This window comes from Legionella parisiensis, from assembly GCF_001467945.1.
Classification (GTDB): domain Bacteria; phylum Pseudomonadota; class Gammaproteobacteria; order Legionellales; family Legionellaceae; genus Legionella; species Legionella parisiensis.
The window spans coordinates 273,031-290,158 of record NZ_LNYQ01000012.1 but is presented as its reverse complement, the minus strand read 5'-3'; the positions used below and the strand labels follow the sequence as shown (position 1 = coordinate 290,158).

Below are 17,128 nucleotides of genomic sequence, written 5' to 3'. Positions count from 1 at the left end.
TTAAATCTCTTCTATCAAGTTATCTAATAATGCAGTATTTGCCTTAGCATCTACTTCGCGCATCAAAATTTTCTCAGCACCTGTTATTGCTAAGTTTGCGACTTGTTTACGCAACTCATCTTTTGCATGATTGATTTGTTGCATTAATTGCTCTTGTGCCAGTTTTACTTGTATTTGCGCTTCATGCTTTGCTGTTTCTTTTGCTTCTTCAATAATTTGCGCAGCACGCTTATTTGCTTTTTCGATGATATCAGCTGATTGAACTTTGGCTTGTTTTAACTCATCTTTCACGCGATGTTGCGCCAACTCTAATTCTTTACGACCACGTTCAGCAGCAGCCAAGCCATCAGCAATTTTGTCTTGTCTTTCTTCCATAGCTTTTGCTAGTGGAGGCCATACTAACTTCATGGTAAACAGAACAAAAGCTGCAAAAACGAGCATTTGTACGACTAATGTTAAATTAATTTCCACCGTTTATCTCCTGGAACAATTAGGGCGCCTTGCGCCCTGATCATGTGTTATCAAGAACCCAGGTTGCTAAGGAAAGGGTTTGCGAAAGTAAAGAACAATGCGATACCCACGCCAATCATAGTTACGGCGTCTAACAAACCTGCAACGATGAACATTTTTACTTGTAACATTGGAACCATTTCTGGTTGACGAGCTGAGCCTTCAAGGAATTTGCCACCAAGCAAACCGAATCCTATCGCTGTGCCCAATGCACCCAAACCAATTAACAAGGCAACCGCAAGAACGGTCATACTTTGAATTTGTGCTATTAAACTAGCGGCTTGCATATTTATCCCCTTTACTATGGATGAAAATTAAATCGGTTAATGATCTTCGTGTGCCAAACTTAGATAAACAATTGTTAGCACCATGAAAATAAATGCTTGCAATGTTATCACCAATATGTGGAATATTGACCACGCCAGCGCCAAAATAAATTGTGCCGAGCCTAAAGTCACTGTACTCACTGTTGATGATGTTGCAGCATTTAAGGTTAACAGAGCAATTAATATAAATATTAATTCGCCTGCATATAAGTTTCCAAATAAACGCAGTGCCAGTGAAATTGGTTTTGCAACAAGGCCAACCACCTCAAGCAACAGGTTAAATGGTATAAATCCAGGATGATTAAAAGGCTGTAAGGTAAGCTCTTTTATAAATTTTTTAGGACCTTTTATTTTAATGCTGTAAAAAATAATAAGAATAAATACTGAAATTGACATGCCAAAAGTCAAGTTCAAATCGTTAGTTGGCACTACTTTAAGATAATGAATTCCACCAGCTTGAGCGAGTGCAGGCAATACATCTACGGGAATAATATCCATAAAATTCATCAGGAAAACCCAAAGAAATATGGTTAAAGCCAATGGGCCAATTAAGTTATTTTTGCCATGAAAACAGTCTTTTACCTGATTATCTGCAAATTGAAGCATAATTTCCGCAAAATTCTGTAATTTGCCAGGAATTCCGGTAGTCACTTTGCGTGAACCAAAATACATTAAGCCACAAACAAAAATTCCTAAAACAATTGAGAAAAATAAAGTGTCAAGATTTAATGTCCAGAAACCGCCCGAACCAAATTTCATATCACTAACGTTATAAGTAAGATATGTTAAATGATGTTTGATGTAATTTGTGCTAGATACCATTTCAGTCACTTTCAGGCCTATTCTGTTTGTTTACAATAATCAACGGGGCAAACCAATGCGTCATTAGTATCATAATGTATGATCCAAAAAACGCTAGTGGTGTAATTTTAAATAGTAAAAACACCGTGGTGAATAGGAATACGGATATTATTATCTTTAACGCTTCGCCTTTATAGAAACTGTTTACTATTTTTTTGGCTGAACGAGCACCTTGATACTTAAACAGTTTGATTGCAAAATACGCATTAGGAACAATACAAACCATACCACCAAGCAATGCTGAACTAGCTGCATTAATATCGTATATTAACGCACAAAACGCTGCAAAGACCAATGTAACGCTTAACTGTACAAGCCAAAGCCGTACAATTCCGCGCTTACTTAGCTGTTTGTTCACATATTCACCTAAGTTTCACCGCGCGAATTATAAAGCAACCAGCATGAATAATCAACGCTATATTTTATTTATGCGAGAATCTTTATTACCAATGACCTACATTTGGTTCTGACGCCCAGGGTTCCTTTGTTGGCAAAGGTTCTCCTTTTTGCAGTAGTTCTATGGAAATATTATCAGGAGAACGAATAAATGCCATATGTCCATCTCGTGGAGGCCTGTTTATTACAACCCCGGAATCTTTCAACCGTTGGCAGGTATCATATATATTATCTACGCGGTACGCCAGATGGCCAAAATTACGGCCTTCTTTATACTCCTCTCTATCCCAGTTATAAGTGAGTTCAAGCAATGGCGTTTTGAGGTGTTTTGCTTGCTCTAAATCATTTGCTGCTGCGAGGAATATCAAGGTAAATCGGCCTTTTTGATTCTCTGTACGGTTGACTTCAATCAATCCCAATTTCTTGCAATAAAAATCAAGCGATTCATCCAAATTGGAAACTCGTACCATTGTGTGCAAATAATTCATTCCTTTTTCTCCTTAAGTGAACTATTTCAACTTTACTCTGTAGGTACTTTAACCCTCTTGTGTATTTACATTCAATCCCTTCTGAATCCAGTTGGAATAGATTTTACCGTCTATAATTAAAGTGTGGAGCTTATTATCACCACACTTGGGTAATAAGTAGTGTTTATTAACCTCGCAAAAAGGAAAAAAACATGCCTGATAAGATCCAACATACTGCAGCCAGTCTGCAGCAAAAAATGCTCGCTCGTTATAGCGATGGGTTACCTCATAAACATAACAAACATCATCTAGAATATCGTCAACACTGTAGATCTCACCCATGTAATCAAAGCAATGGCTTAAGTAATGAAGAAGAAGGGTTAACCGGTTCTACGGGATTGCTACGTCAATTTAAATTGAGGAAAATGCGTAAACGGCCTGATAAGGGGAGTTTCCATTAAAAATACATCCTAAAAAAAGCGATTGTATGTATGTAATTCATCGAACGCTTTTTTTAGGATCACCCCACAGAACTATCTTGATACGTAAAATATTTAAGAATTTTTACTACACGAACTACATCATTTGTTCGTCTTGCCATATTAATTACTTTTTCTGCCTGTTCTTTACGAACATCGCCCATCAAATAGACAACTCGGTCTGAAGTAACTATTTTGAACGCATTAGGATCAATAGAATCATCAGCAAAAATTTGGCTGCGAATTTTAGTTGTTATCCAACTGTCTTGTACTGTATTAGACTCTGAGGCACTCACTTTAACTTGATTAAATAAACGTCGATAACCCCGTACTTTGGCTAAACGCCGGCTTAATTCCATTTGCATTTCAGCAGTAGGAACATGTCCTGCTACTAAAATATCGCCATTGAAAATTGCAATATCAATAACACTTTCAGTATTTTTAAAGGTGTTATCAACCATTATCGCATTATTTACTTTAATGTATAAACTGTAATCATCCAGTTTTTTATAGACATTATGTCGATTGTAAACCATAGTGGCGCCTGTCCATAAGCTGCCCATACAGCCGGATAAACACAAGAGAAGAGAAGCAAGTAGTACAGCAAAACATCCCTGTTTTAACATATTATTTAGTGAATATACTGAAAAATTTTAACTACTTTACTCACACCATTAACGCGCCGCGCAGCATCTACGGCAAGAGCTGCTTGCTGGGCATTAACGATACCCATGAGATAAACTACCTTATTTTCTGTCACAATACGAATCGAGCCAGACTCAAGTCCTTTTTTTGCCAGCAACATGCTGCGGACCTGGCTGGTAATCCAACTGTCTTTGGAGCGTTCGGTAAGTGGTATAGGGTAGCCTACCGATATTTCATTATATACTCGGTGTACTCCCGGAGTAGTTCGCGCGATTTTTTCTGCTAAATTGCGTAAAGAAGCGGTTGGTGTTTGACCAACAAGCAAGACAACTCGATTAAAGCTGGTTACAAGAACTCGTGAATCACTCAACTGTCGGTTTGTTACGATTGCTTTATGAATTAAATGAAACAAACGGGCATCTGCTTCCATAGTAATGATACCTCGCCGATCATAGACCATTCCCGCAACGGCGCCGGTTACTACCGCAGCAACACATCCTGTCAATAAGGCAGTTACTAAAAGAAAAACTATTGATTTTAATTTAAATCTCATTTTTTACCCCATAACCTGACCAAACAACGATTGGTCAATTAAATCACAAAAGCAATGTAATATGAACAAGTGCATTTCTCTTATTCGTGCTGAATTGTCTGAGGTTACACGGAGTTCAATATCTTCAGGACCCAAATGATTTGCAAGAACACCTCCATCACGCCCACTTAAAGCAACAGTATCCATTCCGCGTTCATTTGCAGCATGAAGTGCGTGCAACATACTGTCTGAATTACCCGAAGTAGTTAACAGTAGCAATACATCATTCTCTTGGCCTAAGGCTTGAATTTGTCGCGCAAATACCTGACTGTAATGATTATCATTTGCAGAAAAACTTAAACTGGTCGCATCAGTACTTAAATTAATTACGGGAAGAGATGGCCTTTCTACTTCAAATTGGTTCAACATGGCGCTAGCAAAATGCATGCAATTGGCGCTGGATCCCCCATTACCGCATAATAATATCTTCCCATCAGCAAGCAAACAATTCACTAATCGTTGTCCGGCCTTGGCGATCAAATCAGATAAAGAATCGGCAAGCGCTATTTTGGTTTCTATATTCACACCAATCAAATGTCTTACTCGTTCTTCCATTTGTACCATCATATTAAAACCTCTACTTCTTAATTTTTTGTAGTTTACTGTTTAGGTAAAAAATTTCCGCGTTACACTTCGCCGCATACAAGAAACCACTTCTCCAGGTCCCGCGACTTGTTCGTGGGGGATAAATGTTCGGATATTTAACTTTAAGGGCAACGACGCCTCACTTTATCCCGATTACATCAATCAATAATCTGCACCAAATGCATCTTTAACCCAATTAATGGATGCTGATTTCCCATCAATACTTACCACATCAAAACGAAGGGCAAATTGCTCATACTCTTGATGTTCCAGTATATAATATACAGCTGTTTTAAGTATTTTTTGTCTCTTTGCATAGGTAACGCTCGCAATACCGCCACCAAACTGCATAGAAACCCGCGAACGAACTTCTATAAAAACCAGCTGATCTTTATCTCGCATAATTAAATCAATTTCGCCCAGGCGGCAATTGTAATTTTTCTTAATCAGCTCAAGGCCTTGATTATTTAAATAGGCTAAAGCTTTTTCTTCAGCGATACGTCCTTTCTCATAGGTCATCAATTACACTGTCTCACCTAATGAATGTACAAGACCTTGTCTAAATTGTCCCCACTCCAAAACACGCGCAACCTGCTGTGACGGCTTGAGATATAAAATACCCTCTCCATTCTGCGATTGGTCTGCTGGGAATAACATCAATTGATTCAATTGAGTAGCCAAAGTATAACTATCTATTCCTAAAGCATACAATCGATTGTAACTATTAAATTGTTCCGGCCAATTACGCGTCCCCACCTGATGCGAGAAAACCCAAGGAATATCACAAAAAATAATTCCATCAAGATCTTTGTCTTTCAAAGGATTAGCACTGCCACCATAAACACTGGCTGTAGCATATACTGGAACATTGCTTGCATAATAGTAATTTAATAAAGGCATAATTTGCCGGGCTTTTGATGGATAAGCTAACAAAAATATCATGTCGAAATCTTGCCTGCGGCTGATAACTGGCTGAATTTTTTGCCCTAATAGCTCTCTTAATTTCTTTTCGCGCTGCTGGCTGTTGGTGATTTGCAGAAAATCTTTCATTTTTTTATTCAAATCATCATTAGAACCATATAAATAAGTATCAACAACATACCCGCCACTCTTTTGCCATTGTTGGGTAAATGCTTTGGCTACATCTTTTCCCCAATCATTTCCTGGTGCAATAATTAAGGCTCGACTATATCCTTTATTTTTTGCTCTGATTGCTACCTGTGTTGCTTCATTTGCTGGTGAAAGTCCGAATAAATAGGAATTTTCCTGAATGGTGGTATCTGCATCGTTGAGTAACAATGTAGGAACAGGATGTGGCAGGGCTGCAACTGCAGCTACTTGCGATTTAATTAAAGGCCCTACAATGTAATCCGCGCCATCGTTGACTGCATTTTGATACAAAGAGGCAACATCACCTTTATTGGTATCGTAGGTTTTCACCTGCATGGATATTTCGCTGTTATTGCTCTTGTATGCAGCCATAAATCCATCACGCACCGCAGTTCCTGGTCCTTGCAATGTACCACTTAGGGGTAACAAAAGAGCTACTTGTTTTGGTTGAGTACGTATTTTATCTGCAATAGAGTCAAGTGGAGTAGGCAAAATATGATTTGCCGGGTGATTCCTGTGTTGTGATTGCCAATGATCTAGAGCAGCCAACAGCGATTTTGGATTGTCGCGATATTTACGTGAAATCAATGAGAGTTCTATCCAGCCCTGTAACACCGATTGATTCGTGGCTTGCGACGCTATGAAAGAGTTTAATTCTGCTTGAGGTATGCGTGTTAAAGTTAACCAAAGCGTACGTCGGTTATTGGCTTGACTTTCCTCGTCAGTGAACAATGCCTCAAGTTGGATACGCTCATTAACTGATTCCAATTGCTTACCTGTACTACGATAAGCTTGTGCCAAAAGTTCATGAAGTTGGATCTTTTGATAAACAGATAATTCTTCACGCTCAGTAATACCATCTAATTTATTCAATGCGACCTGCGGTCGGTCACGAATGAGATCAATTTTTGCCAATAAAAGATTCTTTTCATCCTTAAGTGTCGGTGTTAAGTCAGAAGTCTGTGCTAAAATAGCAGCACCTTGTCGCCATTGCCCATCTGAAATCAGTCGGCCTGCAGCAAGAAGCAAGGATTGTTGTTTTTCCATACCTTCTTGATTTTTAGCCTGTGCAAGGTAACTTCCAGTAGGTTTGGAATAAGGATTCGCTATTTTTTTCTTCTCTACTTTTGCTGTTGGCACTGGCATTTCTGGAGGATTGATCGCTGTAGTGCATTGGCAAAGAAGAAAAGTAGATGTCAGTAAAAAAAATAGGCGAATTTTTAGTAGCATGTTTTTAATAATTGAATGAGCAATATCGCAAGAGGATAAACCATGACTTACTCACTAGCAACAGGCGCAGGAACTCTCTATATCGTTGCAACTCCAATAGGAAACCGTGAGGACATTACGTTTAGAGCATTAGAAGTGCTTAAGTCAGTTGATTTTATTTTAGCTGAAGATACCCGTCACTCGGTACAGCTATTAACTTCTTTAGGAATAAAAAATAATCTTGAATCACTCCATGCACATAATGAAAATGATAAAAGCAAGCACATTATTGAAGAACTTTTAGCGGGGAAATCTGTAGCATTAGTCAGTGATGCGGGTACACCACTAATTAGCGACCCTGGTTTTTTATTAGTAAAATTAGCGCATCAATACCATATTCCTGTTATCCCTGTTCCTGGGGCGTGCGCATTAATTACCGCACTTAGCGCGGCTGGCATTCCTTGTGATTCTTTTCTGTTTTTAGGGTTTCTCCCCGCAAAACAGCAGGCAAGAAAAAGCAAATTGGACACCTTACGTACAGAGCCTTATACATTAATTTTCTATGAATCGACTCATCGTATTCTTGAATGCCTTGATGATATCAGTGAACTCTTCGGTCAAACATGCGAGATTGTGCTGGCAAAAGAATTAACCAAAACGTTCGAACGATTTATTACTGGAACTTTGCTTGAAATCAAAAGCTGGCTTTTAGCAGATCCGGCGCATGTAAAAGGAGAGTTTGTGCTGCTTATTCCTCCGCGCCCAACTGCTCGTGAACCAGGTGCCCATGAAAAATTATTAGAAGTATTATTGGATGAGCTACCGCTTAAACAAGCGGTAGCTATCGCATGCAGGCTATGCAATGGAAGTAAAAATGAATTGTACGAGAAAGCATTGGCAATAAAAAATAAATCACTATAAACAGGGCGGGAGCAACTGAATACGCCTTACTGGCAAATTTCCCTATCCACTGTCACTTATGTAGGGATTACAGTGGATAGGGGATGATAGAATACATAAAAACAAGCTTTATGCGAAAACATAATGCTCTATTAGCCGATAGTTCAACGAGAACATCTACCAATTAAAAAGAGCAGCATAAGTCGTCCTCTTTTGTAAGCAGCCTCTCTTCATCATCATATTTGACATCTAGAAAATCGTCTTCTTCAGGACTTTCCAAAGCCAACCTTTCCGCCTCTTTTTTACTCTGGTGTTGATCGTATGAATGATAAATCTCATAACCTATATACAATACAGTTAAAGCAATTGCTGCAGGCCAGCATACAGCATAAGTAGCAATTAAAAGGGTGGGTATGACTGTATTTTTAATCATCGTAAAAACAAAATCATTATATGCAGCGTTATATTCCTGTCGTGCTTTTTCCAACTCTTTTCCCTTAAGATGGCCGAGCTCTAAACGATAACCTTTTTCCTGGTACTTTGTATAAGCATCAGAAGAAAGATACATTGCTACAGCAATGGTACATGCAAAGAAACAAACAATAGCTACTCCTGGGCCAGTTAATAGCAATGAAGCTGAAAAACCAAACATCAATAAAGCTGCTGCTGCGGCATTAAAATAAAATGTTACTTCTTTAGTGCGCCAGTTAATTTTCAGTTCCAGGATTTGCTCTTCAAGCATGGCTATATGCGTCTCTCGCTCTTTTTGACTTAAATGTTTAAACAAGTCTTTATTGCGGTAATCCTCTATTTCCTGCTCGTATTGTGTCTTTTTAGTCAGGTATTCCCGTTTTGCCAAATAACATTTATATAAAGTCATGCATACATCGAATCCTAAAAAGACTGCCGTAATCACTCCTGCAGTAGGATCTGGTATATGAGTAATATGATTAAAATTAGTTAAGAAATTAACTGTTGCCCATACCAAGTCATTCGCAAAATTACAGTGCCGTTTATAAAGTTCAAATTTAAAGCGCTCAAGGGCTGTAGTTTTATCTTTTTTTTCCTCTTCCGTAGGGAACCAGGTATGCCGTACCAATAAACCCGCATCGATCAAAAAACGTACCAAAAATAAGCCTACACTGAAATAATTTAATACGCCATTAGGTGCTTTAAGCGTGTCAATTATTTTATCAGCATCCGTATGCGTCCCTAATATTGCATCCAGTTTTTCAAGAAAATGAGTTTCCTTAGCTAGAGCAAAACCTGAAACTAAGGTTAAGCGGCAAAATATCCAATACACGCGACATAAATTCGAATACGCAACATAGTCACGAATTCGCGATATGTGCGCCGGTGCAGTGTATAAGTTTTCAAAACTATTGAGATAGCTGTTTTTTAGTAAGTTAATAAACTCCTCTTCAGCCTTTGCATCTTTTTCCTTTAACAAATATTTCTTGATATTTTCTTTAAACTTTTTATATTCAGCTTCTTTATTGTGCTGTGCGTAGGCTTTATGAAAAGCTTCTAAAAGAGTGGCGCAATAGTAGCAATACAACCAAAAAGCTTTGTTCTTTTCTTCATCTTCATTTTTTTGCTTTTGCAACACAGCAAACATCTGCATGAATTCAGCTTCGAGTGCTTTTTGATTTTCTAATATAAAGGTATAACTTAATTTACCTGCATCATCCTGAATTTCCTCTAGGGTTATCTCTTTACGGCCGTGAAGTTGCTCAAAAAATTTTTTTTTATTGTTACTAATGGGATTTGGGTTCAGACTTTTAGATTGAGCCATAGCAACCTCACAAAAAATATACAGATAGTTTTATTTATAGATTCTCATACGTTATCATTTGCCTTTCATTTTGACAAGATATTTTTGTTTGTTTTTTTGACATTATGTTTCAAATCAGTAAAGAAGACCTTCAGTTTTGATACATTTAAATTTTTGTGCAAATAATATTAACAACCATTTTTGTAGCGTATTTATTGCAGGCTATTTAGAAGACTATTGATGTGTGCTTATTTACCAATACAGAAGCTGGAAAAAATACGGCCTAACAGATCATCAGAGCTGAATTCACCGGTTATTTCGCATAAGCTTTGATGGGCTCGGCGTAAATCCTCTGCCAATAGCTCACCGGCACGATGCACTGTTAATTGTTGTTGGCCTGTGGCAAGAAAATTTTTTGCTTCGTCTAGTGCGTGTAGATGGCGTCTTCTGGCTAGGAAGTGACCTTCATTCGGTTGATAACCTACTACCTGCTTTATTATTTGTTTTAAACCCTCAATTCCTTCACCTGATTTTGCAGAGAGAAAGATTGCATGATCTTTTATTTCAGCGCTACGACCCAAGGTATCAATTTTATTGAATATCGTAATAATGGGAACATCTTGTGGCAATGCTGTTCTAATTTCCGTTGTTAAATAATGATGGTGTTCCAGATCATTCACATCAACGACGAGCAAAACACAATCTGCCCTCTTTAACTCTTGCCAAGCCCTTTTAATTCCTTCTTTTTCAACTAAATCATCAGAATCACGTAAACCTGCAGTATCAATGATATGTAGAGGAATATCATCAAGTAAAATATGTTCGCGCATCACATCACGAGTTGTGCCGGCAATTTCCGTAACTATAGCAACATCTCGCCCAGCGAGACAGTTAATCAAAGTTGATTTACCCGCATTAGGTCTTCCCGCTATTACTACAGATAGGCCTTCACGTAAGATCACTCCTTGATTGGCTTGCGAACGTATCTCATCCAATTCAATTAAAATATTGTGTAGCAAATGAGCTACTTTACCGTCGTTCAAAAAATCAATTTCTTCTTCTGGAAAATCTATTGCTGCTTCTACATAGAGACGTAGATAAATAATTTTTTCATTTAATTGATTGATTTTATTTGAAAATTGACCTTGTAATGATTTAAGTGCCATCCGCGCTGCAGTTTGAGAACTTGCCTGAATTAAATCAGCTATTGCTTCAGCCTGTGTCAAATCAATTTTATCATTTAAAAATGCACGCTCAGAAAATTCTCCTGGTCTAGCCATTCGCGCGCCTTGAAGAATACATGCTTTAGTAAGCATATCAAGGACTACAGGCGAACCATGCGCTTGTATCTCAATAACATCTTCTCCAGTAAAAGAATGTGGCGCTTTGAAATAGAGCATTATTCCCTGATCGATCAAGTCACTTTGATGCGTGGGTTCACTTGAAATAGAGTAAAAAGAACAAAAAGTAGCCACACGGGGCTGTAAAAGCTTATTGCCGTTAAGAGAAACAGCAATGGAGTATGCTTGGGGACCTGATAATCGTATGATTCCAACCCCACCTCTACCTGGTGGGGTTGCTATAGCTACTATAGTTTCTGTAGGCATTTATTTTACAGTTACCAGTTTTTTTGCTGTTTTTTCATCCGAATACTTACGTGTAATATACCATTGTTGCAGTATGGACAAGGTATTATTCACAATCCAATATAACACTAAACCAGATGGAAAGTTCCAAAATAATCCTGTAAATAATATAGGCAAGAACATCATGATTTTTGCTTGCATTGGATCAGGTGGCGCTGGATTTAATTTTTGCTGAATCAACATGGTAGCACCCATAATTAAAGGCAACACATGAAATGGGTCGGGCGAAGCCAAGTCCTTAATCCAAAGGATAAAAGGTGCTTGTCTTAATTCAACACTTTCTAATAAAACCCAATATAGAGCAATGAATACGGGAATTTGAATCAGTATGGGCAAACAACCGCCTAAGGGATTTACCTTTTCCTGTTTGTACAGTTCCATAGTTGCTTGGCTGATTTTTGCTTTATCATCACCGTAACGCTCACGTAAAGCTTGTAGCTTAGGCTGTAATTTACGCATTCCTGCCATTGATTTATAGCTGGCAGCAGACAAACGGTAAAAGGCTAATTTAATTAATACCGTAACTAAAACGATTGACCAGCCCCAGTTGCCAACAAAATTATAAATTGCTTTCATCAATGAGAATAATAGCGAAGATAAAAACCACAAAATTCCATAATCAACGGTAAGATCAAGCGAGGGGGCAATACTTTTTAATACGCTGGTGATTTCTGGCCCCACATACAACCTAGAACCAATGGTTGTCTGTTCTTCAGGCTTAAGCGTAATAGGTTTGCTTACAGAACCAATGATATAATCATTATTTACAGAGCGAGTATAAAACTTGTTGTTCGAATCGGGTTGTGGAATCCAAGCACTTAAAAAATAATGCTGTTGCATGGCAATCCAGCCCCCTTTACTGTCTACATCGAGGTTTGCCTTATTCATGTCGCTAAAGCTTACTTTTTGATAGCGATGTTTTCCTGGTTCTGAATAGGATGCGCCTGTATAGGAGCCAACGTGAAATACGCTTGACTTATCCTCTTTGGGAGAGCTACGCAACAGCTGGGTATTCAAATAACCAGTCCAATCATTGCTTCCCCTATTTGCAATTTTGTAATTTACCTCAATAAGATAGCTACCTTTTGTAAAGGTAAACTGTTTTTTTACATCTAGTCCTTCATCACTTTTCCCGCTAAGAGTGACGATTAACTGCTTTTGATCCGGACCTAATTCGAATTGTTGTTTTGATGCTGTAAAATTAAAATCGAGTGCTTGAACGTTTTGTCCCGAAGCGACAAAAAGACTGCTGTTAGCAACATATCGTTCGTTGGGCTGGTTTTGTAAAAGAAGAAAAGGTTTATTCTTTTCATCTACGCTTTGTGGGTAATCAAGAAGTTGACTTGTAACAACATCACCGTGTTGTGGATCAATCGACACGTTCAAAACATCAGTTTTAACATGGATTAGGGATGCAGTATTGCTTTTAGCTTGTTCAGAAACCGAACTAATTGGGGATGATGTTGACGTATTGGATGGGGTTACCTGAGGTAACAAAGGCTGACCACTTTTCTCTTGGCTTATCGCATTTTCTCTTGGCACTGGCTTTGGAGGATAGTCAAGTTGCCAAGCATTCCAAAGCGATAAACTTACTAGCGCAAGCGCCATATATAAAACAATACGTCGTATATCCATCAATGATTCTCGTTGTTGGGGAGTATAGGATCATAGCCACCACGTGACCAAGGGTGGCAACGCAATACTCTTTTTAAAGCCATCCATAAACCTTTGGTTATGCCACATTGTTGGATAGCACTTTCTGCATATTGTGAACAACTTGGGTAATATCGGCAACTTGGCTTTAACAAAGGGCTAATAAAATATTTGTATAGTTTGATAGGTAGACAAACTATTTTTCGTAACATGAGATTACTTTTTTCCATGTTTTGCCCATTCTAGCGTTTATAATTGCATTTGTTTGTTTTGCTACGCCATGTCTCGCTAAAAAAACCAAATCGACAGCTGGTAATTCTTTTTGTCGAAAGCTTTCTCTTAACAGCCGCTTAATACGATTTCGATCATGGGCTTTTGCTATCAATTTCTTCGACATCGCCAGCCCAAGTCGTGCATAACCTAAATTATTCTCTCTAAAGAGAACGATAAATTCGGATGTTACAATTTTTTTCGCTTGTTCAAACACATGATTGTAATCACTTTTTGTTAACAATCGCTGTGTTTTTTTAAAAGCAAACACTTAGGCAGTCAAACGCTTACGGCCTTTAGCTCGACGACGTTTGATTACTAATCTACCTGCACGTGTAGCCATACGCTCACGAAAACCATGATCACGTTTACGTTTTAAATTACTGGGTTGAAAGGTGCGTTTCATGATGAACCTGCTAATAAAATTATGAGGTTGGCAATAATAGATAACTTTTTTTCTACTGTCAATTTTGTAGTCTGATTATTTTTTGACTATTTTCTTTTTTTACACTTAACCTTCGTGCCTGTTAATAACTATATCATTTTATATTTTTTAATTTTTTATTATTATTATGTTACTAATCTCTTGTTGATAACTTATATATTTGTCTTTAAATCAATTAGTTATTGTAAATATAACCTTGTTTGTAAACTCTCTTTTATCCTGTGATCTAATTGTATGTAACTTTGTACTTTGATTTATTCATACTTTTATCATCATCTTATTCCCTATTTTTGATCCCGTTTACTCATAGTTAACTTGATCCAAAGTGATTTAAATTTAATCGCTTTATTTTCTTCTTAGATGTTTATTTACTTGTATCTCTTTTATTTTCTGCTTCTTTTCTTTGTCATATTGAGCAAAAATGAAGCTTGTAGTCACTTTCAACATTATTTTTATTTTTATTTTTTATTTGATTTGTACTGCTTTTACATAAAAGATATGGTTTCTCAGAAAACAACATCAATCATTTGATTTTAGTTACGTACTCTAATTATGGATTGCTTGGAAAAATTATGGTTTTTTTTAAATCAGTTTTAAATGGTATTGGTTCGGGATCCGGTGTTGCATGGCCATTATTTGGTATTTTATCGACAGCACTAGGAGGGACTATCGCGAGTATTTTTTCTTTAACTCTAGGGATTATTTCCATCACTTTATTTTTTGCATTAAGTAGTCTTGTTTTTTATTTTTCCTATCAAGAACAGAAAGATACCGAGCAAGTTTTTCAAAATCAATTTCATAAGAATCAACAAAAATTATTAACTGACATAAACGAATATATAAAAAGTATTGAGAATTATTTCTTATATGAAAAGGATGCAGAGGACTTTAATGAATTATTTAGGCGAATACTAATTATGGATCTCGATAGAATAGGTCATGTCGATTCGAATTCATCTTTGTATCAAATTTTATTACTTCTGAAAGAAGAATATGATTTGAATCAATGCATACCTAATAATAAAAATATATTACAAAATGTTACTGATAAAGTATCACGACAATCAGTGCCTGTATCAAAAAAAATGATTCCTGCTTTTTTTGCTTTTATAGGAACTTTTGGTTCTATTGCTGGGTGCTGTGCTGGAGTTTCGGGTTTATTAACTGGAATGGGAATATGTTCCAGTTTTGCAGCATTTCCCTTATTAGGATGCAGTGTTTTGTTAGTTGCATTAATCTGTGCTGCTGCTTTAGCTTATGAAGCCTTTATTAAGTCAATTGTAGATTTTAAAATGATACAGCTTAATCTGTTGATGAAAAATATGCATCAACAATTGAGTAAAGCTACTATGGAGCGTAATCTTAATACCACATTATATAATGCTTCCATGTTGTTAAGCGCTCAAAATGAAGGGGAATGTGAGGTTGCTCCTATTACTCAACGAATCTTTGCAAGGCCATATTTTATAAATTTACATGGAAAAAAAACCAGATTATCCTTTTTTAATGTGAATCAACCTGATCCTACCCTAGTTAACAGTACTTTAAATGTGTTCCCTAGTGCTCAATTGATGCCTCTATTTTAAATGAATTTAGGTACTTTGCGTGGTGATGTTTTTAAAAATATCCACACTTTTTTTGTGGATAACTTTTCTTTATCCAAAAGCCTGAGTATAATTTACCTGTAGCAGCACCTAGGTGAATCGAAGAAATTCTACTTTTTTACTTCATGCAAAGTTAATTTCATACTTAATTATCTTGCTGTCCGGGTACTTTCAGTGGCATATTTAAATGCTGTGGCTAATTAGTTTTATACTCTTTTTACCACCCTTCTTTGATGAGGAGTTATGTTGTGTCAGCATCTGTTTGGCAAAAATGTTTAGGTCTATTACAAGATGAATATTCTGCGCAACAATTTAATACCTGGTTGCGCCCTTTGCAGGCTCATACAGATGAGCAGCGATTCATTTTATTTGCGCCTAATCGATTCGTTGTTGACTGGGTTAAGAAACATTTCTTTTCTCGAATCGAAGAGTTGGTTAAACAGTTTTGTGGTGACGAGATTAAATCAATTTCCATAGAAATTGGTAGTAAAACTTCCAGTACAGACTCAGATTCGAGTTCTTCTGGTTCATTTTCTTCTGAAGTGAATACATCTCCTCCTGTCACTTCTAATGTGAGTAAGGCAGTACCGAAGAAAGCTGTTGATTATAAAAGTAGCCACTTAAATAAAAAATTTATTTTTGAGAGCTTCGTTGAGGGTAACTCCAACCAACTTGCTCGCGCGGCTTCAATGCAAGTGGCTGAAAGACCCGGAGATGCCTATAATCCTTTATTTATTTATGGTGGCGTAGGTTTGGGAAAAACTCATCTGATGCATGCTATTGGAAATGCCATCTTAAAGAATAATCCTGATGCAAAAATACTTTATTTGCATTCTGAACGTTTTGTTGCCGATATGGTTAAAGCGATCCAGACGAATTCAATTAATGAATTTAAACGTTTTTATCGTTCTTTAAATGCATTACTAATTGATGACATACAGTTTTTTGCCGGTAAGGACAGGTCGCAGGAAGAGTTTTTCCATACCTTTAACGCTTTATTGGAAGGACAGCAGCAAATTATTTTAACCAGTGATCGTTATCCAAAAGAAATTGAAGGCATGGAAGAGCGTTTGAAATCCCGATTTGGCTGGGGTCTAACTGTTGCTGTTGAGCCTCCTGAGCTGGAAACCCGAGTTGCCATTTTAATTAGTAAGGCTGAACAATCGAATATTGAATTACCTTATGAAGTTGCATTTTTTATTGCAAAACGTATTCGTTCTAACGTAAGAGAACTTGAAGGCGCGTTACGTAGAGTTATTGCTAATGCACATTTTACTGGTAAGCCAATTACCATTGAGTTTGTTCACGAAGCGCTGCGTGATCTTTTAGCGCTGCAAGATAAATTAGTTACGATAGAAAATATTCAAAAAACTGTTGCTGAGTATTATAAGGTCAAGGTGGCTGATATTTTATCAAAAAGACGAAGTCGTTCTATTGCCCGACCGCGGCAAATGGCTATGGCTTTGAGTAAAGAGCTAACGAATCACAGTTTGCCTGAAATTGGTGATCATTTTGGTGGTCGCGATCATACAACGGTCATTCATGCATGCAGGAAGGTTAAGGAATTGATTCAGGATGATAGTGATTTTGCCGAGGATTATAAAAATTTAATGCGTATTTTATCTTCTTAGTGCTAGTTAATGCGGTAATACGCCT

The 17,128-nt window shown here is 37.3% G+C and carries 20 protein-coding genes; 4 read left to right on the top strand and 16 right to left on the bottom strand.

Annotated elements, in window-relative coordinates:
* The 5 genes from Lpar_RS04015 to Lpar_RS03995 all read right to left on the bottom strand — a co-directional run bounded on the left by Lpar_RS04015 (position 1) and on the right by Lpar_RS03995 (position 2,581).
* Positions 1-471, bottom strand: a complete 471-nt coding sequence (locus tag Lpar_RS04015) for a F0F1 ATP synthase subunit B (protein WP_058516698.1) — start codon at positions 469-471, stop codon at positions 1-3.
* A 50-nt stretch (positions 472-521) separates the two neighbouring features.
* Positions 522-797, bottom strand: coding sequence for a F0F1 ATP synthase subunit C (atpE, locus tag Lpar_RS04010; protein ID WP_019232665.1), 276 nt, complete (start codon positions 795-797; stop codon positions 522-524).
* Between the two features lie 36 nt (positions 798-833).
* Complete coding sequence (atpB, locus tag Lpar_RS04005) at positions 834-1,658, bottom strand: F0F1 ATP synthase subunit A (protein ID WP_082650327.1); 825 nt, start codon at positions 1,656-1,658, stop codon at positions 834-836.
* 1 nt (position 1,659) lies between these two features.
* A complete protein-coding gene (locus Lpar_RS04000; protein ID WP_058516697.1) occupies positions 1,660-2,055 on the bottom strand; it encodes a F0F1 ATP synthase subunit I in 396 nt (131 codons plus the stop codon).
* 85 nt (positions 2,056-2,140) lie between these two features.
* Positions 2,141-2,581 (bottom strand): VOC family protein, encoded by a 441-nt coding sequence (locus tag Lpar_RS03995; RefSeq protein ID WP_058516696.1) that lies wholly within the window; start codon positions 2,579-2,581, stop codon positions 2,141-2,143.
* Between the two features lie 191 nt (positions 2,582-2,772).
* On the opposite strand from Lpar_RS03995, the gene Lpar_RS03990 reads away from it, so the two are divergent.
* Positions 2,773-3,021 carry a hypothetical protein gene (locus tag Lpar_RS03990; protein WP_058516695.1) on the top strand — a complete coding sequence of 83 codons (249 nt, stop codon included), beginning with the start codon at positions 2,773-2,775 and terminating at the stop codon, positions 3,019-3,021.
* Positions 3,022-3,080: 59 nt separating this feature from the next.
* Here the strand turns inward: Lpar_RS03990 and Lpar_RS03985 are convergent, their stop codons facing one another.
* The 5 genes from Lpar_RS03985 to Lpar_RS03965 all read right to left on the bottom strand — a co-directional run bounded on the left by Lpar_RS03985 (position 3,081) and on the right by Lpar_RS03965 (position 7,201).
* On the bottom strand, positions 3,081-3,665 hold the full coding sequence (locus Lpar_RS03985; RefSeq protein WP_058516694.1) for a BON domain-containing protein: 585 nt from the start codon (positions 3,663-3,665) through the stop codon (positions 3,081-3,083).
* Positions 3,666-3,670: 5 nt separating this feature from the next.
* Entirely contained in the window at positions 3,671-4,237 is a 567-nt protein-coding gene (locus Lpar_RS03980; protein WP_058516693.1) for a BON domain-containing protein, read from the bottom strand.
* A gap of 3 nt (positions 4,238-4,240) precedes the next feature.
* Positions 4,241-4,840 carry a D-sedoheptulose-7-phosphate isomerase gene (locus tag Lpar_RS03975; protein WP_058517070.1) on the bottom strand — a complete coding sequence of 200 codons (600 nt, stop codon included), beginning with the start codon at positions 4,838-4,840 and terminating at the stop codon, positions 4,241-4,243.
* 183 nt (positions 4,841-5,023) lie between these two features.
* The gene (locus Lpar_RS03970; protein ID WP_058516692.1) at positions 5,024-5,380 is read right to left on the bottom strand and encodes a YraN family protein; all 357 of its coding nucleotides are present in this window, start codon (positions 5,378-5,380) and stop codon (positions 5,024-5,026) included.
* A gap of 3 nt (positions 5,381-5,383) precedes the next feature.
* Entirely contained in the window at positions 5,384-7,201 is a 1,818-nt protein-coding gene (locus tag Lpar_RS03965; RefSeq protein WP_058516691.1) for a penicillin-binding protein activator, read from the bottom strand.
* 42 nt (positions 7,202-7,243) lie between these two features.
* Here Lpar_RS03965 and rsmI point away from each other — a divergent pair, with 42 nt between their 5' ends.
* Positions 7,244-8,101 (top strand): 16S rRNA (cytidine(1402)-2'-O)-methyltransferase, encoded by an 858-nt coding sequence (gene rsmI, locus Lpar_RS03960; protein ID WP_058516690.1) that lies wholly within the window; start codon positions 7,244-7,246, stop codon positions 8,099-8,101.
* A 163-nt stretch (positions 8,102-8,264) separates the two neighbouring features.
* Here the strand turns inward: rsmI and Lpar_RS03955 are convergent, their stop codons facing one another.
* The 6 genes from Lpar_RS03955 to rpmH all read right to left on the bottom strand — a co-directional run bounded on the left by Lpar_RS03955 (position 8,265) and on the right by rpmH (position 13,829).
* Positions 8,265-9,875, bottom strand: coding sequence for a hypothetical protein (locus Lpar_RS03955; RefSeq protein WP_058516689.1), 1,611 nt, complete (start codon positions 9,873-9,875; stop codon positions 8,265-8,267).
* A gap of 227 nt (positions 9,876-10,102) precedes the next feature.
* Positions 10,103-11,461 carry a tRNA uridine-5-carboxymethylaminomethyl(34) synthesis GTPase MnmE gene (gene mnmE / locus Lpar_RS03950; protein WP_058516688.1) on the bottom strand — a complete coding sequence of 453 codons (1,359 nt, stop codon included), beginning with the start codon at positions 11,459-11,461 and terminating at the stop codon, positions 10,103-10,105.
* Positions 11,462-13,135: a membrane protein insertase YidC gene (gene yidC, locus Lpar_RS03945; RefSeq protein WP_058516687.1), complete on the bottom strand. Its 1,674-nt coding sequence runs from the start codon at positions 13,133-13,135 to the stop codon at positions 11,462-11,464.
* On the bottom strand, positions 13,135-13,383 hold the full coding sequence (gene yidD, locus Lpar_RS03940; RefSeq protein ID WP_058516686.1) for a membrane protein insertion efficiency factor YidD: 249 nt from the start codon (positions 13,381-13,383) through the stop codon (positions 13,135-13,137). Before yidD ends, yidC begins: the two co-directional genes overlap by 1 nt.
* Positions 13,350-13,694 carry a ribonuclease P protein component gene (gene rnpA, locus Lpar_RS03935; protein ID WP_058516685.1) on the bottom strand — a complete coding sequence of 115 codons (345 nt, stop codon included), beginning with the start codon at positions 13,692-13,694 and terminating at the stop codon, positions 13,350-13,352. Before rnpA ends, yidD begins: the two co-directional genes overlap by 34 nt.
* Positions 13,695-13,829 carry a 50S ribosomal protein L34 gene (rpmH, locus tag Lpar_RS03930; RefSeq protein ID WP_019232681.1) on the bottom strand — a complete coding sequence of 45 codons (135 nt, stop codon included), beginning with the start codon at positions 13,827-13,829 and terminating at the stop codon, positions 13,695-13,697. It lies immediately after the preceding gene.
* 611 nt (positions 13,830-14,440) lie between these two features.
* On the opposite strand from rpmH, the gene Lpar_RS03925 reads away from it, so the two are divergent.
* Together Lpar_RS03925 and dnaA are read left to right on the top strand one after the other, a co-directional pair.
* Complete coding sequence (locus Lpar_RS03925; RefSeq protein WP_058516684.1) at positions 14,441-15,454, top strand: hypothetical protein; 1,014 nt, start codon at positions 14,441-14,443, stop codon at positions 15,452-15,454.
* Between the two features lie 266 nt (positions 15,455-15,720).
* On the top strand, positions 15,721-17,103 hold the full coding sequence (gene dnaA, locus Lpar_RS03920; RefSeq protein WP_058516683.1) for a chromosomal replication initiator protein DnaA: 1,383 nt from the start codon (positions 15,721-15,723) through the stop codon (positions 17,101-17,103).
* Positions 17,104-17,128: the final 25 nt, after the last annotated feature.

Excerpts from the sequence above, each read along its gene's own strand:
- Lpar_RS03995 (WP_058516696.1), bottom strand. The coding sequence starts at position 2,581 with ATGAATTATTTGCACACAATGGTACGAGTTTCCAATTTGGATGAATCG.
- Lpar_RS03975 (WP_058517070.1), bottom strand. The coding sequence starts at position 4,840 with ATGGTACAAATGGAAGAACGAGTAAGACATTTGATTGGTGTGAATATA.
- mnmE (WP_058516688.1), bottom strand. The coding sequence starts at position 11,461 with ATGCCTACAGAAACTATAGTAGCTATAGCAACCCCACCAGGTAGAGGT.
- Lpar_RS03990 (WP_058516695.1), top strand. The coding sequence starts at position 2,773 with ATGCCTGATAAGATCCAACATACTGCAGCCAGTCTGCAGCAAAAAATG.
- Lpar_RS03965 (WP_058516691.1), bottom strand. The coding sequence starts at position 7,201 with ATGCTACTAAAAATTCGCCTATTTTTTTTACTGACATCTACTTTTCTT.
- yidD (WP_058516686.1), bottom strand. The coding sequence starts at position 13,383 with ATGGAAAAAAGTAATCTCATGTTACGAAAAATAGTTTGTCTACCTATC.
- atpB (WP_082650327.1), bottom strand. The coding sequence starts at position 1,658 with ATGGTATCTAGCACAAATTACATCAAACATCATTTAACATATCTTACT.
- Lpar_RS03980 (WP_058516693.1), bottom strand. The coding sequence starts at position 4,237 with ATGAGATTTAAATTAAAATCAATAGTTTTTCTTTTAGTAACTGCCTTA.
- yidC (WP_058516687.1), bottom strand. The coding sequence starts at position 13,135 with ATGGATATACGACGTATTGTTTTATATATGGCGCTTGCGCTAGTAAGT.
- Lpar_RS03925 (WP_058516684.1), top strand. The coding sequence starts at position 14,441 with ATGGTTTTTTTTAAATCAGTTTTAAATGGTATTGGTTCGGGATCCGGT.
- rpmH (WP_019232681.1), bottom strand. The coding sequence starts at position 13,829 with ATGAAACGCACCTTTCAACCCAGTAATTTAAAACGTAAACGTGATCAT.
- atpE (WP_019232665.1), bottom strand. The coding sequence starts at position 797 with ATGCAAGCCGCTAGTTTAATAGCACAAATTCAAAGTATGACCGTTCTT.
- Lpar_RS03985 (WP_058516694.1), bottom strand. The coding sequence starts at position 3,665 with ATGTTAAAACAGGGATGTTTTGCTGTACTACTTGCTTCTCTTCTCTTG.
- Lpar_RS03955 (WP_058516689.1), bottom strand. The coding sequence starts at position 9,875 with ATGGCTCAATCTAAAAGTCTGAACCCAAATCCCATTAGTAACAATAAA.
- rsmI (WP_058516690.1), top strand. The coding sequence starts at position 7,244 with ATGACTTACTCACTAGCAACAGGCGCAGGAACTCTCTATATCGTTGCA.
- Lpar_RS03970 (WP_058516692.1), bottom strand. The coding sequence starts at position 5,380 with ATGACCTATGAGAAAGGACGTATCGCTGAAGAAAAAGCTTTAGCCTAT.